The organism is Zobellia nedashkovskayae, assembly GCF_015330125.1.
Classification (GTDB): domain Bacteria; phylum Bacteroidota; class Bacteroidia; order Flavobacteriales; family Flavobacteriaceae; genus Zobellia; species Zobellia nedashkovskayae.
In genome coordinates this window covers 925,969-942,821 of record NZ_JADDXR010000002.1, presented here as the reverse complement: position 1 = coordinate 942,821, position 16,853 = coordinate 925,969, and the positions used below count along the sequence as shown (strand labels likewise).

Sequence of the window (16,853 nt, the reverse complement as noted above, 5' to 3'; positions counted from 1 at the left end):
TTGCGCCTTTAAATTTTATAAAAACCACAGAACAAAAATGAAAACAAATTATTTAAATTATCTAGGTACAATGACCATGTTCCTGATTTTTGGAGCAATGCACATGTCGTTTGGTCAAGCAACTAATGCTTCGGTGAGCGGCACGGTTAAAGATGATATTGGAGAGCCCTTGTTAGGAGCCGAAATCATTTTGAAAAATAAGGCCACAGGATTTGTTTCGGGGGCTATTACTAATGAAAACGGGAGTTTTAGAATTTTACAATTGCCTTTAGGTGGGCCTTATGAAATAACTGCCCGTTACCTGGGGTTTGCAGATGTTAAGCAAGAGGGTTTTACATTAAATTTGGGAGATGCTCTCACGGTGCATTTTGACTTACAAGAATCTTCTACTGCATTAAATGAGGTTATTGTTTCGTCAAACAGCCTATATAAGAGAATTGAACAAATGGGTGCGTCTACGAAGATTGGCGCAGGCCAGATCAAAAAACTGGCGACGGAAGGTAGAAACTTTACCGGATTAACCAGTTTGTCTCCCTTACAAGGGGCTGGTAGTATTAATTTAGGCGGACAACGTAGAACTTCTACTAATGTTACTATAGACGGGCTGAATGCTAGAAATACCTTAACCGCCGGTGAAATAGGCCGTGGGCCTTATACGATTTCACAAGAGGCGATTCGTGAATTTGAAGTATCAACAAATGATTATAACGTTACCGAAGGTAGACAGGGTGGAGGCTCAATTTCGGCAGTTACCAAATCGGGTACTAACGAATTTAGCGGAAGTACTTTTTTCTACCATCGCGCAGACGGATTACAGAGTAAATATACCATACAAGGGCAAGAACGTGATGCTGATTTTTATAACTCTCAGTATGGGTTAAGTATTGGTGGTCCTATTATAAAGGATAAGCTGCACTTTTTCGCGGTTTTTGAAAGACAAGATGCGGGTGAACCGGTAAGTATAGCCGAAATCCAGAACGATGATGATGAGAACAGGCTGGGTATTACTGAAACTAATTTAGACCGGTTTTTAAACATTGGTCGCGAAGTTTATGGTTTAAGTGATTCACAACAAGTAGGTCAGTTCGATAGGGAGACCGAAGCTAATAACTTCTTTTTAAGATTAGATTGGCAGATTAATGATAAGCATCGTTTAACAATTAGAAACCTTTATAACAAATGGGAAAACCCTTTTAGTGTAAATGATAATTCTAGTATTGACGTAGCCGAGTCATATTCTGATTTTGAGTCGCAAGAGAATAGTATTATGCTATCATTACGCTCTATGTTCAGCTCTAAGGTAACCAATGAGTTTAAGTTTCAGTATCAACATGCAGAAAGGGCTTTTACACCCAACCTTGAGTTGCCTCAATCTAATATTCCGCGTGCTATTGTTCAGGTTTCATCTGCATTACCAAATGGAAATGATAGAACGATAAGTGTTCAGTTGGGAGGTCAGCGTTTTACACCTGAAACTAATCAGGAGAACCAAATTCAGTTTACAAATACTACATATGTGAACACTGATAATTACAACTTTACTTTTGGTACGGATAATATGATCACCAATTTGGAGACCTTACTTTCTAATGAACAAAACGGGCGTTTTTTCTTTGATTCTTTAGATGATTTTGAAAATCAAATCGCATCTAGATATGCTAGAGAAGTACCTCTACAAGGTCTTCCTATTGTAAAGCAGACTGTATTAGATCTTTCTTTATTCGCCCAAGTAGAAACCGATATCACACCTAATCTAAATTTAGTTGCGGGTGTTCGTTGGGATGCGACTAAGTTTTTGGACGAAGCTGAGTTCAACCCGGTAGTTTTTCAAGAATTGGGTATCCGTACAGATGAAAAATTAGATGATTATAATAATATTCAGCCCAGATTTCAACTAACATATAACTTGAAAGGGCAGAATTCCGATATTTTTAAACTTGGTGGAGGTATATTCTCTTCTCAACCGCACTATTACGCACAAGTGAACAATATTCAAAATAGCGGGACACTTTTAGGAGCAATTGATGTTACGGGAGCAAATGTGCCCACACCAGACTTTCAGTCATATCGTAATGATCCCAATACGGTACCGGGTGTGCCGGCTGGGGTCACTCCTTTTTCAACTATCAATACTGTTGGGTCAGATTTTCAGGTTCCCACAATCTATAAAGCAAACTTGAGCTATACCCATTTTTTTAGTGAAAGATACAGTTTGGGTTTTAACGCGCTATACAGTCATACCAGTAACAACTACATCTATCAAGAAGCCAACTTGGTTATGGAACCTTATTTTGTAACTCCTCAGGGTAGAGAGGTTTTTGTTCCTGCAAATACCATTTCTGAAAATGGAGGTACGGATTGGACCAATTCAAGAATTTCTGATCAAGTAGGTAGAACTTTGGTGTTCTCTTCTGATGGGGTTCTAGATAATGTAGCCCTTGTAATTGAAGGTGCCGCGCAGATAGGTCAAGATGGTTATTTAAATGCCAGCATTACTTTCAATCGTTCTAAAGATAATTCGTCATATAATTGCTGTGTTGCAAATACTTCTACATTTATTCCCGTAGAAGGAGACCCGCGAGATTTGAACTATGGTTTTTCAGATAATAACTTTGATACAAAAATGGTAGTGAACGGGGCCACTCCAACTTGGAAAGGTTTCACTTTGGGGGCAACAATAATTGGCCAAGGAGGTACAAGGTATTCATTTCATGTAGATGATAATACAAGTGCAAACGGTGATTTTACTTTGAGAAATGATATTGCCTACATTTTTGACCCAAACGACCCAAGCACCCCACAGTCTGTAATTGATGGTTACAATCAAATATTGAACGACCCTGATACCTCAGAAAATTTTAAAGAATATTTAAGAGATAGCTACGGAGGTTTTGCGGAGCGTAATGGTGGTAGGAACCCTTTTGCTGCCAATATTGATTTACGACTACAAAAAAGATTTGAGAGCAAAAACAAAAAACAAGGTCTAGAATTATCTGTAGATATCTTCAACTTTGCGAATTTGCTGAACAAGGACTGGGGCAGTACAAATAATTATGGGAGTAGAATTGACTTTATGAGAATCAACGGCTTTGATCAAGCAACTCAAGGATATGATTACTCAGTGCAAACGGGTGCAGGTACAGAACCTATTAACGGTACACCTTGGAGATTGCAACTTGGACTACGGTATACATTTAATTAATCATTTTTTTTCTCAATCTAGAGGGATTCAAAAATCCTTTGGACCCTCTAGTTTTTATAATATAATCTAAGACATGAAAAACAATACTATTTTATACTCGCTATGCTTATTTCTATGTATGGCGCAATTTGCAAAGGCGCAAGAGAAGTCCTTGGCTGAACATGTAGTTTTAATCTCGGTTGATGGTTTTAGGCCTAATTTTTATTTAAAGGATAAATGGCCTACGCCAAATTTAAAGAAAATGGTCCGGGAGGGTGTTGCCGCTGATGGTGTAAGAGGAGTTTTTCCATCCGTCACTTATCCTTCTCATACGACTATAATAACAGGTGCCTATCCTGCGGAGCATGGTGTGTTTTACAACAGTCCTTTTGAAGAAGGAGGTCAAACGGGTCGTTGGTATTGGGACAGTAAATTAATTCAGACCAAAACCTTATGGCATGCCGTTAAAGAAGCCGGAAAGACTAATGCCAGTTTTATATGGCCGGTTTCCGTTGGTGCCCCAATCGATTATAATATTCCTGAATTTTGGCTTCTCAATAAAGACGTTAGTAGAATAGAATCTATGCGTACAAAAGAAAATCCAAAGGGATTTTTAGAAGAGATGGAAATAGCGGTCTTGGGTAAGTTGAACGATAATACTTGGAATGGCGATTACTTGAACAGAGAAGACAGAACGGGCGAAATGGCAGCTTACACTTTGGAAAAATATAAGCCGAACTTTATGACATTGCATTTAATTGCTACAGATCATTTTCAACACGAACAGGGCAGAGAAGGCGAAAAGGTCTTTACCGCGATTGCAGCAGTTGATCGTGCCGTAGGAAAAATTATGGAAGCTGCAGATCGTGCTGGGATTCTTGGAAAAACAACATTTATTGTTACGGGAGATCATGGTTTTGTTGATGTACATTCTGCTTTGAATCCTAATATTTGGTTAGTAGAAGAAGGATTGATGGAAGATTCTCATGACCGTGGTGATTGGAAAGCCGCTTTTCATACGTCTGGAGCTTCTGCTTTTTTATTGTTGAAGGATAAAAATGACAAAAAGACGATATCAAAAGTCCGTGCAAAATTAAATGATTTACCGCCTTCTATAAAGAAATTGTTTCGTGTAGTAGATAGAAAAGACCTAGATGCTATTGGCGCGGATCCCAATGCAGTTCTTGCATTGGCCCCTATACCCGGAATAGCCATGTCATCAGGAACAAAAGGCAATATACTTTCCCCAAGAAGAGGAGGTACTCATGGTTTCTTTCCTGATTTTAAAGAAATAGAAACTGGTTTTCTTGCATTTGGCGCAGGTGTCACCAAAGGCAAGAAAATAGAAAAAATGGGCCTTGAGGATATCGCACCAGTAGTTAGCGAATTGTTAGAATTAGACTTTCAAACTAAAAATGGCATTCTGTATCCTGGAATCTTAACCCAGAAGAAGAACTGATTTTTTTTTTTAGTGCATTGGCAATTGTTTGACGGGTGGCCCCGATAAGGTCACCCTTGTCTTTTTGAGTGAGTAAATCATACAGAATATGTTCATCACCATGTATGTCGGTTACGTTAATATTATAATGACCCTGTAGAAATTCCAGCTTTTGAAGGGTTGATCTTTCATTTACTTGGCCTAATTTTTTTTCGGCTAGACACCATCGTTTAAGGAGGTAGGCAATGAACCATTCAGAAGTAACTGGGTTTTCAATAATAGCTTTTTTAAAGAAGGTTAAATCATAAATACGAATTCTACTGTCTATCAGTGTTTTTGAAAATTCAAAGAATTGTCCATTCAAATATTTTAAGTTTCCAAAATAGTCGCCTGTATAGATTACATCATAGGTGTTTTCTTCTCCTGTTTCTGAATAACCACCTAGTTTAACAACCCCTTCTACTAACTCATACATGTAATTTTCTGTAAGAGGAGGTTTGTAAATGAATTCGTTTTTGGAAACTGTAATCTCTTTAACCGAACTAAAAAAATCTGGGTTCCCTGATTTTTTTAAATAACCATAAAGGCAAAGTGAATGCTTTTTGTGTAATTGTGGACGGATGTTTTTCATAGCTCATCAACATATATCATTATCGAAACCCACAAATCTATTTTTAAATAGTTAATGTAATGTTAGTTGAATATTAAGATTGTCGGAAGTAATAGGTCTTTAACAAATGGAGCATGAAAATAATACTAGATTAATCTAATCGTAATCTCCAGTTAAAGTTCTTGCAAAAATTATGTGTCTTCTTGCTGAACCAAAAATAGATGAAAAAATGAAAAACTATACTTTAGAAATTGTGGGTCTACTAATTCTCACAACAATTATTTCCTGTGAGCATATAGATGATTTTATAGGGCATGGAGATATGCAGGATCAGAGCATAACAAGCCTGCAGTATATAGATGAATATGTTCTGCCGGATGGTTCAATGTATGCAGGTACTGAGGTTGGTGGTCTGTCTGGAATAGATTATGCAGATGGAAAGTGGTACATGATTAGTGATGATGCCAAAGCACCTATTCGGTTTTACACGGCGGACATTCAATTTAATGAAAACGGATTTGAAAATGTAACAATTAATGGGGTTACGGAATTATTGAATGGTAGTAATCTACCTTTTGCAGATGGTGAAGTAGATCCGGAAGCTATTAGGATTACTACTGGCGGTAGCGTATTGTGGTCAAGTGAAGGAAATATTAATGGAGGTGTAGACCCAGTTATTAGGATAGCGAATATGAAGGGCACTTATAAATCTAATATTTCATTATCTGAAAAGTTCAAGGTGTCTAAAGAAGAGAACCGTGGCCCAAGACACAATGGGGTTATTGAGGGTCTTTCTGTGTCCTTTGACAAAGCTGGTTATTGGGCTTCTATGGAATTACCTCTTTTTGAAGATGGGTCAGAACCACTGGTAGAAGATACAGATTCTCCGGTTCGGATGGCTTTCATAAATACTTCTGGGGCATTCGGAAAAGAGTTTGCTTATGAGTTGGACCCAATTGCTAGAAAGTTTGATGAAACTGCTTTCACGGTAAACGGCGTTGTAGAAATTCTAGAATATGATACAGATAAGTTTTTGGTCTTGGAACGTTCCTTTTCAACAGGATATGCAGATGGTGGTAACGACGTAAAGATATATAATGTTGATGCTTCGGATGCAACGGACTTAAGTGGTATGGATAGTCTTAAAGGTGCGGACTATAAAAAAGCGACCAAGGAGTTGTTGTTCGATTTTGAAAGTGTTAGAGGTCAATTAACGGATGGAGTTGTAGATAATATCGAGGGAATCACTTTTGGTCCTGTATTAAAAAATGGTAATCGTTCATTGGTGTTGGTAGCGGACAATAATTTTAGCGCATTTGGGCCACAATTGAATCAGTTTATACTTCTTGAAGTAAAATAAGAGGATAAATAAAGTTGTAGAAAGTCCGTTGTACTATGGTATAACGGATTTTCTCGTTTCCAAAAGGTAGTTGAACGAGAGGTTTGTAAGTTCTTGTAATAAAATACTACCAATGTGACCCATGTTACCAAATCAGACATAGCAGAGTGTTAACTTTGTTATCAAATTTTAAAGAAGATTAAAATGGCATTACCTATAACAGAAAACAGTACACAAGAATTAATAGGAAAAGCGCTTTCTCAAGCTATTTCATATGAAGATTACCGGGCAATGGTAAGTCAGTTAGTTCTTGAAGGAAAAGCAACAGGGCCAGAACAAACGGAAGCCTTGGCTAATTATACGATGCTTAATGACCGCCGCATGAAGCGTTTTGATAAAACGGTAAAAGTAAGTGCAGAAGATGCAGATGCAATAGCCAAACTTGATAGAAAAGTACAACTGATTGTCCTAACCGAAAGTTGGTGTGGAGATGCTGCTCCGGCATTACCAGTAATTAATAAAGTGGCACAGTTAAATGACAATATAGATCTTAAAGTGATTTTGAGGGATGAGAATGTAGACTTAATGAACCGTTTCTTGACTAATGGGGGAATGTCTATTCCTAAATTGATTTTTTGGGATGCGGAAAACCAAGAAGTACTTGCGGATTGGGGTCCAAGACCTAAGCTAGCTGCAAAGTTGGTAGCAGATCATAAGGCAAAACATGGCCAATTGTTACCTGAGATTAAAGAGGAAATTCAACAGTGGTATAATAAGGATAAAGGGCAATCAACGCTGAAAGAAGTATTAGCGAGCTTTCCCTTGAAATAGGTAGGTGATGGTTCCTTTTTGAACCGATTTTTCACCAGAACTAAATTTAGCTTTATAAGCGTAAGCAATGGCATTGTCTATCAAACAACCGTTAGAAGTGCCAGAGCTTTTTGAGTTGTAATCGGCATCCACAACGTTGCCCATTGCATCTACTTGAATATTTACAACAACTTTTCCTCCAACGATACAAGTGTATATTGGGGGAGGTAATCTATAATTACTACGGTTTACTAATGAGTAGGAAACCGATGTATTTCTTTTTGCTAAATTATTGGTGAATTCTTTCTTTTGAGCCTCTTTTTCGCCTAACAGTTGCTTGGCTTCCTTACGTTTCTTTTTTAATTCTTTTACGCGCTCTGCGTATTCAGAATCAGAAAGTAGCTCATTAGGGTCATTGCTATTTTCAGCAGCCATTTTTTCCTCTAATAACTCTTCAAGTGTTTTTAAAGGTTCTGGGTTACCGTAGCTTGGTTTTGCGGTTTCGTTATAAGCCATGTGGCTTTTTACCGGGTCTAATTTTTGACTTTCTTTCTCTAATTCTTCCTTTTCTTTAAGAAGCTCTTCAATATCTTCTTCAAGTACCATTTCTACCACATAGTCGTCTACCTCTTTATCTTGCCCTAAGTGTATGTTGTACAGTGCCAACACAATAATAGACATCGAAAAAAAGGTAATAAGGAACGCTAAATGTTTACGGTTCAAGGTCATAGTGATATAACCACAATTTTAAAAAAATATTTTAATTATTCGTTGAACGGAAAGGCTAGGGTATTCTTTTTATGATTCTGATGTTTTTCCCAGTAGGTTTTCCGCAAATACATTAGGGTCAATGGCATTATTTACGTTATAGTCACCTATTTTGGTTCTCCTAAGTTCAGATAAATGCCCTCCACTCTGTAGAGCTTGCCCCAAATCATGTGCCAAAGATCTAATATAAGTGCCTTTGCTGCAAACAATTCTAAATTTAACATCTGGGAGCTTCATTTCGGTAATTTCAAAAATAGAGACGTTAACACTTCTCAGTTTTATCTCTACTTCTTTTCCTTCTCTGGCATACTCATAGAGCCGTTTACCATCTTTTTTTAATGCTGAAAATACAGGTGGGCGTTGTTCAATATCACCTATAAATTGGGGAAGGGTTTCATCTAATAGTGCTTCCGTGATATGTCCGGTAGGGTACGTTTTATCCACTTCGGTTTCCAAATCGTAAGAAGGAGTTGTGCCACCTAGAGTAATGGTACCTGTGTATTCTTTTGCTTGTCCTTGAAGTTCTGTTATTCTTTTGGTGAATTTACCAGAGCAAATTATAAGTAGTCCGGTTGCCAAAGGATCTAAGGTTCCTGCATGACCAATTTTAAACTTCTTAAGTTTGAACTTTGTGCGAATAGCCCATTTTAATTTATTTACCGCCTGAAAAGAAGACCAACCAAGTGGTTTGTCTATAAGCAATATTTGTCCATCAAGAAAGTCCTCTTGGGTACGAGAATCCATATAAATAAGTATTAACCTCTGTTCTGAATAACTGGAAACGGTCTAGCCCAAATACCCGTAGGCAATAGCAATCAGTCCCACAACAAAGCAGTAAATGGCAAAGTAAGAAAGTTTGCTCTTTTTTACTAATTGGATCATCCAAGTACAGGCAGCAAGACCGGCTACGAAAGCAGCAATAAAACCTGCGCCCATAGCAAGGTTATTTCCACCATCAAAGTTAAGGTCGCCACTCATAAGGTCTTTCCCTATTTTACCAAAAATAAGAGGAACAACCATTAAGAATGAAAAACGAGCTGCTTTGGTCTTGTCAACACCTAATAATACAGACGTAGAAATGGTAGCGCCACTTCTAGAAATACCTGGCAACATAGCAATGGCCTGAGAGACACCTACAATGAATGCGTTCTTGAAACTTACTTTTTTATCGGTGTCTTTGGCTTTATCGGCAAAATATAGAAGAACTGCCGTAATCAAAAGCATAAAACCTACGAAACGAACATTACCGCCAAAAAAGGCTTCCAGTTGTTCTTCAAAAAAAAGACCTACAAAAACTGCAGGCAACATAGATATGATAATTTTAACAGAGAACTGCGCTTCCTCGTTCCATTTAAAAGTAAGGAGTCCACTAATAATTTCCCATATATCCTTTCTAAAAACTACAATAGTACTCAAAGCGGTTGCTGCATGAAGTACAACTGTAAATAAAAGGCTTTCTTCAGGAACGGAATTGTCACCTAAAATAGCTTTTCCTAATTCTAAATGTCCACTTGATGATACAGGTAAAAATTCGGTCAATCCTTGAATGATACCGAGAATGATTGCGTCTAGCGTCTCCAAAATTATTTTTTCTTCTTATGAGGATTCAACAATATGGCATATATCTCAATACCTAATCCAATTAATACTAGGGTAGGTGCTAAGCGTATTCTTCTAAAGCTGTAGATGTCTTCATTAAATACGTTAGGGTCGTCACTGCCACCACCACTCATGAGTATAAAGCCTAAGGCTATAAATGCAAGACCCACAAAAAAGAAGGTATAGTTCTTTTTTTGAAAAATGAATTCTTGTTTATCCTGCTGGCCTGTATGTTCTACTTGTTTCTTACCCATGCTGCAAATTTAACGAAGTTCTACTTAAAAAAGTTTATGGTCGTAAAGGTTTATTGTTAGGATGTTCTTAATAGTAAAGTTCATCGGTTCGGAGGTTCAAAAACCGTTGTGTCGCGAAAAAAGTACTGATTAACGAGATGAATATTCCTAAAATAAAGATGGCTCCGTAGAGAATACCTAATAGCTCAAGGTCTTTAAAAAGCTCTAGTTCAGGGAAGTTTTGGTCTAAATAATACAATGCTCCCGTTAGCGCTAAAAGTGCAGTTAGGGCACCTAGAATCCCCAGTTTAATATTCATCCAAATAAAAGGCCTACGTATAAAAGTCTTTGTAGCACCTACCATTTGCATGGTTTTGATGATAAAACGTTTGGAGTAAATGCTCAAACGGATGGAGCTGTTGATAAGTAAAATAGCGATAAAAGTAAGAACGCCGCTGGCAATCAAAATCCAAAAACTGATACGTTTTACATTTTCGCTCAACAGACCAACTAAAGGTTTATCATAACTAACTTCTTCCACATAGGTCTTTTTGGCAAGATTGGTAGCTAAAGAATCTATTTCTTGTGGTGTAACAAAATCTGCTCTTAACTGCACATCAATGGAGTTTTTAAGCGGATTGTAACCTAAGAAATTCTGAAAGTCCTCGCCTATTTCCTCACTATGTTGCTTGGCGGCATCTTCTTTGGAAACAAAGACAGCACTTTTAGTGTGTTCTTCTTGTAAGAGGTTTTTTTGGAGTTGGTCTATTTCAGACTCTTTTGCTTCGTCCTTTAAAAAGATAGAAATAGTGATTTGCTCTTTAAAATGATCTGCCATTTTTTTGGTATTGATAACCAAAAGCCCCAAAATACCCAGTAAAAATAATACCAAAGCAATACTCAGTACCACCGAAAAATACGATGATATTAATTTTTGTTTCTGGTACTGTTCAAAAGACTTGCCCATAATCGCGTATACAGGCGTAAATTTAGGAAAGTAAATTGAATAAACTTATTTTTGGCGAACATTGAAAAGAAAGATATCAGCATGCACTACGATTTCAAGGAAATAGAGAAAAATTGGCAAGACTTTTGGGCCAAAAACCAGACGTTTAAAGCCGAAAATAATTCCGATAAGCCAAAATACTATGTTTTGGATATGTTTCCTTACCCCTCGGGTGCCGGTTTGCACGTAGGGCATCCGCTTGGTTATATTGCAAGTGATATTTATGCACGCTACAAAAGGCATAAAGGTTTTAATGTTTTACATCCGCAAGGGTATGATTCTTTTGGTTTGCCTGCAGAGCAATATGCAATTCAAACAGGGCAGCATCCTGCAGTAACTACCGCTGCTAATATTAAAACATATAGAAGGCAGTTAGATCAATTAGGCTTTTCTTTTGATTGGAGCAGAGAGGTGCGTACTTCTAGTCCGGAGTATTACAAATGGACGCAGTGGATATTCATTCAAATATTCAATTCTTGGTATAACAAGGATACGGATAAGGCGGAAGATATAGAAACGTTGATTTCTAAATTTTCTGCGGATGGTAATGCCAATGTAAACGCTGTTTGTGACGATGATATAGAATTTTTTTCTGCGGATGATTGGAAAGCTTTCTCTATTGTTAAAAAACAAGAAATATTATTACAATATAGATTAACGTATTTGGCAGATACTGAAGTAAACTGGTGTCCGGCACTAGGTACGGTATTGGCAAATGATGAAATTGTAAACGGTGTGTCAGAACGTGGTGGTCATCCGGTTATCCGTAAAAAGATGACCCAATGGAGTATGCGTATTTCTGCATATGCTCAGCGTTTGTTAGACGGATTGAATACGGTAGATTGGCCACAACCATTAAAAGATTCGCAAACGAATTGGATTGGTCGTTCTCAAGGAGCTTCAGCAGTTTTCAACGTAAAGGACCACGATGAAAAAATAGATGTTTTTACAACCAGACCCGATACTATTTTTGGGGTAAGTTTTATGACTTTGGCTCCAGAGCATGAATTGGTTTCCAAAATAACGACTGCAGCCCAAAAAGCTGAGGTACAAGCGTATATAGAAGCAACTGCAAAACGTTCGGAACGCGACCGTATGGCAGATGTGAAAACTATTTCAGGTGCTTTTACCGGTGCCTATGCAGAACATCCATTTACAAAAGAACCTATTCCAATCTGGATTGGGGACTATGTATTGGCGGGTTATGGAACTGGAGCGGTAATGTCCGTTCCATGTGGTGATCAACGAGATTATGACTTCGCGAAGCATTTTAATATTCCTATTCCGAATATTTTTGAAGGCGTAGACATTTCGGAGGAGGCATATGCAGATAAGGATAAAACGGTCATTGCTAATTCTGATTTCCTAAACGGATTGCCGTATAAGAAAGCTATGAAATTAGCAATCTATGAATTGGAAAAATTAGGACAAGGAGAGGGAAAAATTAATTACCGATTACGTGATGCCGTATTCAGTCGTCAACGCTATTGGGGAGAACCTTTCCCGGTGTATTATGTAGATGGTATGCCGCAAATGATTGCAAAAGAATTTCTGCCTATTGCGTTGCCAGAAGTTGAAAAATATTTACCCACCGAGACAGGAGAACCGCCATTAGGTAATGCTGAGGTTTGGGCTTGGGATACGGTAACCAATACCGTTGTAAACAACAGTGAAATAAATAATTCCACTGTGTTTCCGTTGGAATTAAATACCATGCCGGGTTGGGCTGGTAGCTCGCAGTATTTCAATAGGTACATGGATCCGCATAATGAGAATGAAATTTTCTCTAAGGAAGCAATTGACTACTGGCAAGATGTAGATTTATACATTGGCGGTAGTGAGCATGCTACAGGCCACTTGTTGTATAGCCGTTTCTGGCAGAAGTTTATGTTCGATAAAGGTTTGGTGCCCAAAGATGAGTTTGCTAAAAAGCTTATCAATCAGGGGATGATTACTGGGACTAGTGCTTTTGTTTATAAGGTTGCATATGAGGTGAGTATAATTGTTGATGGTTATTATGATGAAAAGGAGATAAGTGATTTTCAATCAAAAGTTATAAGCGATAACCCAGTATTTATTTCTAAAAATGTTAGAGACAAAATTGTAAGTTGTGATAAGGCTGAGTTCAAAAACTTAACTGAGTCCGTAAAACAGATGACAAATAAGGTTGGAGAAAAGTTGGCTGAGAGGTTTCCTGAATCACAAATCGAAATTCGTTTGTGGACAGGGCAGAGTTTTGATATGCCTTTACATGCAGATGTATCTTTCGTCAATTCTTCGGATGAGTTAGATATTGAAGGATTTAAAAAATGGAGATTAGAATACGCTGATGCAGAATTCATCACTGAAGAAGATGGAACGTTTAAAGTATCTCGCGAGGTAGAAAAAATGTCCAAGTCCAAATACAATGTTGTAAATCCAGATGCCATTTGTGAGGAATACGGGGCAGATTCATTGCGTTTGTATGAAATGTTCTTGGGGCCTTTGGAGCAATCCAAACCTTGGAACACGGCAGGTATTACAGGAGCGCATGGTTTCTTGAAAAAACTTTGGCGTTTGTATCATTCAGGTGCAGAAGGTGCTTTTGCAGTTTCAGAAGATGAGCCATCAAAAGACAGCTACAAGACCTTACATAAAACCATTAAAAAGGTAGAAGAAGATATAGAGAACTTTAGTTTTAATACATCGGTATCTACTTTTATGATTGCGGTGAACGAATTGGGTGCTCAGAAATGTAATAGTAGAAAGGTGTTAGAGCCGTTGGCTATTTTAGTATCGCCTTATGCACCTCATATTGCAGAAGAACTTTGGAAGCAATTAGGTCATGAAGGTTCAATTTCTACGGTAGACTTTCCAAAATTTGAGGAGAAGTACTTGGTGGAAAGTAGTAAAGAATATCCGGTTTCTTTTAATGGAAAAATGCGTTTTAAACTAGAGCTTCCTTTAGATTTAAGCAAAGATGAAATTGAAGCAGCGGTTATGGCCCATAAAAAAACAGCGCAGCAGTTACAAGGGCGTACGCCTAAGAAAGTAATTGTAGTACCAGGTAAAATTATAAATATCGTAGGGTAAGTATCAGGCATACGGCCACCAACTAAGCATAGCAAATGGATAAGATTGAAATTCTTGGAATGGTGGCCGCTGTTTTAACAACGGCCGGTTATGTGCCGCAGGTCTACAAAACGTGGCGTGATAAGTCCACTAAGGACATTTCACGTAGTACATACCTCATTCTTTTTTTAGGAGTCGTCTTGTGGTTTACATACGGACTTATGATTAACAGCCTACCAGTTACTTTGGCAAATGCTATAACAGGTTGTCTTCTTTTCTTCATGTTAGTATTGAAATTCAAGTACAAATAACCCATAGACATTTTGGCAGAATGATTACCTGAAATCACGCCAAAAGAAATTGGCGGGGTTTTTGCTTTCCAATATAACAGATAATTAAACGTTTGTTAATCAAAGCTGCCTCATTGAGCGTAGTCGAAATGAGCGCAGTCGAGGTGAGAGTTTTTGATTATCTTTAAATTCAAACTTTAAAAAGAATAAAATTATGATGGGATATTATATATTAATCGGAGCAATAGCTTTGGTAAGCTGGCTGGTGAGCAGGAAGCTCAAGAGCAAGTTTAAATTTTACTCCAATGTACATTTAAGCAATGGCATGAGTGGTGCCGAGATTGCCGAAAAAATGTTGGCAGATAATGGTATTCGTGATGTAAAGGTAGTTTCTACTGCAGGTATGCTAACGGATCACTATAACCCAAAGAATAAAACAGTAAATCTAAGTGAAGGTGTTTATAACCAAAGAAATGCCGCCGCCGCCGCAGTAGCGGCTCATGAATGTGGTCATGCTGTGCAGCATGCGCAAGCTTACCGATGGTTAACCATGCGTTCAAAATTAGTACCAGTTGTTAGTGTTACTTCCGGCATGTCTATGTGGGTTGTTTTTGGTGGCCTTATGTTAGGTGCGGCAGCAGGTGTAGGTTTTGGATACTGGGTGGCAGTAGCTGGTCTTGTTATGATGGGTATGGCAACTTTGTTCAGTTTTATAACCTTACCCGTAGAATATGATGCCAGTAATCGTGCCTTAGCTTGGTTGAAAGCTAAAAATGTGGTAACGCCAGAAGAATATAAAGGTTCAGAAGATGCTTTAAAATGGGCTGCACGTACCTATTTGGTTGCAGCAATTGGTTCATTGGCCACTTTGGTCTATTGGGGCATGCAAGTGCTTGGTGGTAGGGATTGATTTTCGAAATCTATTAATATACAAAAAGGCTGTCTAGAAATTTTTAGACAGCCTTTTTTTGCTTGAGTTAGCATGAAAATTGTTTATTCAGCAGATATGCGTTCGTCTATAAGTTTCAATGCAATACCATCTCTTCCCATAATTTCAAATAGGTCAAGGATATCACGCATTGTTTTTTCTTCTTCTAATTGTTCGGTAATAAACCACTGCAGGAAATTCTCAACACCAAAATCGCTGTTCTTTTTAGCAGCTGCAACTATTCTATTAATTGATTTAGTTACATCTATTTCTTGGCTCAAAGCAGTTTCAAAAACCTCCTCTAAAGATGAGAAATCATGATTCGTGCTTTCTATGGCAGGAGATATGGCGTTACCACCACAATCATTAACAAATTTAAAAATTTTCATCATGTGCTCTCTTTCCTCGGCAGCTTGCTTATACATAAAGTCTGCACTTTGGTTGTAACCACGTTGATCGCACCACGAGGCCATGGCTAAATATGAGGCAGATGCTTTACCTTCCATCTGTATTTGGGCATTGAGCATGTCCATGCTTTCTACCTTAATACTCATTTGTTGTCTAGCTATATCTTTCATTGTCTTTTTCTTTACTTAACGTAAAGTTATCACAAAAGAGTGCGTATAACTAAGGCATTAACCTATTTATAACTGATTTTAGACTGATTAAAAATAAAGAAATCTACGCTCTAGGGGTAAGTGAAGGAGTCTGGGCAGCAATATCAAGCAAGAAAAAGGCACCTGTAAGCAACTCTTTAAGGTCTAGAATTTCAAGTGTATTTAAGATAAAAAGGTGTTCTCTATTGCAAAGTGATACTATTTCGAACCCATGCGGATTAGCATCCTCGTCAAAATGGTCTTCAATGTTAATGCTCCAAACCTTTTGCCTAAGGGCAAGTAGTTGGCAAAATGATAAACGCACCAGCTTCTGACCAAGGTCTATATAAAAGCATCTCTCCTTATCGGATTGAAAAAATGTATAGTAATGTGATGAATGAATGCGTTCCATTGAGAACAAAAATAATCCTTATTTAGATTTAATACAAATATTAGATCTGAATTTGTCGATCAATTTGTTGCGCCAAAGAAATAAAGGTTTCCGTACGCGAAACACCTTCTATTTGTTGAATTTCTTTGTTTAGAACATGCATTAGGTGTTCATTGTCTCTACAAAGCACTTTTATGAGAATAGACCAGTTGCCCGTGGTGTAATGACATTCAAGGACTTCAGGAATTTTCTCTAGTTGTTTTACAGCAACAGGGTTACTCATTGCTTTATCTAAGTAAATACCAATGTAAGCCATGGTATGATAACCCATTACTTTTGGGTTGATAATAAATTTTGAACCGGCAAGCAATCCGGAAGATTCTAGTTTCCTAAGACGTTGATGAATAGCAGCGCCAGATATACCAATATTTCGAGCAATTTCAAGAATAGGCTTTCGGGCATCTTCCATAAGATACCTTAGAATCTTTTTGTCAATTCCGTCAATTTTAACTTTATCGTTACCTAGTTTCATAAGCTGAGTTTCAAATTGATGGTAAAAGTAGCTATTATTGTTTGAATTTTAAAGTATGGAAAAGGTGGGTGTAATCGTTTG

Annotated in this window: 16 protein-coding genes; 7 read left to right on the top strand and 9 right to left on the bottom strand. The window is 37.7% G+C overall.

Annotation, left to right across the window (positions count from 1 at the left end; translation table 11 throughout):
- Positions 1-37: 37 nt before the first annotated feature.
- Together IWB64_RS04015 and IWB64_RS04010 are read left to right on the top strand one after the other, a co-directional pair.
- The gene (locus IWB64_RS04015) at positions 38-3,202 is read left to right on the top strand and encodes a TonB-dependent receptor (protein WP_194532785.1); all 3,165 of its coding nucleotides are present in this window, start codon (positions 38-40) and stop codon (positions 3,200-3,202) included.
- A 118-nt stretch (positions 3,203-3,320) separates the two neighbouring features.
- Positions 3,321-4,640: an alkaline phosphatase family protein gene (locus IWB64_RS04010; RefSeq protein ID WP_226975801.1), complete on the top strand. Its 1,320-nt coding sequence runs from the start codon at positions 3,321-3,323 to the stop codon at positions 4,638-4,640.
- Here IWB64_RS04010 and IWB64_RS04005 read toward each other — a convergent pair.
- Complete coding sequence (locus IWB64_RS04005) at positions 4,591-5,250, bottom strand: Crp/Fnr family transcriptional regulator (protein WP_194532783.1); 660 nt, start codon at positions 5,248-5,250, stop codon at positions 4,591-4,593. The two genes, IWB64_RS04010 and IWB64_RS04005, sit on opposite strands and share 50 nt — an antisense overlap.
- A 208-nt stretch (positions 5,251-5,458) precedes the next feature.
- Between IWB64_RS04005 and IWB64_RS04000 the strand changes: the two genes are divergently transcribed.
- Positions 5,459-6,589 carry an esterase-like activity of phytase family protein gene (locus IWB64_RS04000; RefSeq protein ID WP_194532782.1) on the top strand — a complete coding sequence of 377 codons (1,131 nt, stop codon included), beginning with the start codon at positions 5,459-5,461 and terminating at the stop codon, positions 6,587-6,589.
- Positions 6,590-6,772: 183 nt separating this feature from the next.
- On the top strand, positions 6,773-7,399 hold the full coding sequence (locus IWB64_RS03995) for a thioredoxin family protein (RefSeq protein WP_194532781.1): 627 nt from the start codon (positions 6,773-6,775) through the stop codon (positions 7,397-7,399).
- Here the strand turns inward: IWB64_RS03995 and IWB64_RS03990 are convergent.
- From IWB64_RS03990 to IWB64_RS03970, 5 genes are all read right to left on the bottom strand, one after another.
- The gene (locus IWB64_RS03990) at positions 7,376-8,059 is read right to left on the bottom strand and encodes a hypothetical protein (RefSeq protein WP_317171948.1); all 684 of its coding nucleotides are present in this window, start codon (positions 8,057-8,059) and stop codon (positions 7,376-7,378) included. The genes IWB64_RS03995 and IWB64_RS03990 overlap by 24 nt on opposite strands.
- A 117-nt stretch (positions 8,060-8,176) precedes the next feature.
- The gene (truB, locus tag IWB64_RS03985) at positions 8,177-8,890 is read right to left on the bottom strand and encodes a tRNA pseudouridine(55) synthase TruB (RefSeq protein WP_194532779.1); all 714 of its coding nucleotides are present in this window, start codon (positions 8,888-8,890) and stop codon (positions 8,177-8,179) included.
- Between the two features lie 42 nt (positions 8,891-8,932).
- A complete protein-coding gene (locus IWB64_RS03980; RefSeq protein WP_194532778.1) occupies positions 8,933-9,727 on the bottom strand; it encodes an undecaprenyl-diphosphate phosphatase in 795 nt (264 codons plus the stop codon).
- A gap of 2 nt (positions 9,728-9,729) precedes the next feature.
- On the bottom strand, positions 9,730-9,999 hold the full coding sequence (locus IWB64_RS03975; RefSeq protein ID WP_194532777.1) for a DUF3098 domain-containing protein: 270 nt from the start codon (positions 9,997-9,999) through the stop codon (positions 9,730-9,732).
- A 67-nt stretch (positions 10,000-10,066) separates the two neighbouring features.
- Positions 10,067-10,945: a cell division protein FtsX gene (locus IWB64_RS03970; protein ID WP_194532776.1), complete on the bottom strand. Its 879-nt coding sequence runs from the start codon at positions 10,943-10,945 to the stop codon at positions 10,067-10,069.
- Positions 10,946-11,026: 81 nt separating this feature from the next.
- On the opposite strand from IWB64_RS03970, the gene IWB64_RS03965 reads away from it, so the two are divergent.
- From IWB64_RS03965 to IWB64_RS03955, 3 genes are all read left to right on the top strand, one after another.
- Complete coding sequence (locus IWB64_RS03965) at positions 11,027-14,056, top strand: leucine--tRNA ligase (protein WP_194535800.1); 3,030 nt, start codon at positions 11,027-11,029, stop codon at positions 14,054-14,056.
- A gap of 35 nt (positions 14,057-14,091) precedes the next feature.
- Positions 14,092-14,346 carry a SemiSWEET family sugar transporter gene (locus IWB64_RS03960; protein ID WP_194532775.1) on the top strand — a complete coding sequence of 85 codons (255 nt, stop codon included), beginning with the start codon at positions 14,092-14,094 and terminating at the stop codon, positions 14,344-14,346.
- A gap of 193 nt (positions 14,347-14,539) precedes the next feature.
- Positions 14,540-15,235: a zinc metallopeptidase gene (locus IWB64_RS03955; protein WP_194532774.1), complete on the top strand. Its 696-nt coding sequence runs from the start codon at positions 14,540-14,542 to the stop codon at positions 15,233-15,235.
- An 83-nt stretch (positions 15,236-15,318) separates the two neighbouring features.
- Here the strand turns inward: IWB64_RS03955 and IWB64_RS03950 are convergent, their stop codons facing one another.
- The 3 genes from IWB64_RS03950 to IWB64_RS03940 all read right to left on the bottom strand — a co-directional run bounded on the left by IWB64_RS03950 (position 15,319) and on the right by IWB64_RS03940 (position 16,772).
- Entirely contained in the window at positions 15,319-15,831 is a 513-nt protein-coding gene (locus IWB64_RS03950) for a ferritin (protein WP_194532773.1), read from the bottom strand.
- A 103-nt stretch (positions 15,832-15,934) separates the two neighbouring features.
- Entirely contained in the window at positions 15,935-16,261 is a 327-nt protein-coding gene (locus IWB64_RS03945) for a hypothetical protein (protein ID WP_194532772.1), read from the bottom strand.
- A 40-nt stretch (positions 16,262-16,301) separates the two neighbouring features.
- Positions 16,302-16,772: an Lrp/AsnC ligand binding domain-containing protein gene (locus IWB64_RS03940; protein WP_155594960.1), complete on the bottom strand. Its 471-nt coding sequence runs from the start codon at positions 16,770-16,772 to the stop codon at positions 16,302-16,304.
- Positions 16,773-16,853 lie beyond the last annotated feature (81 nt).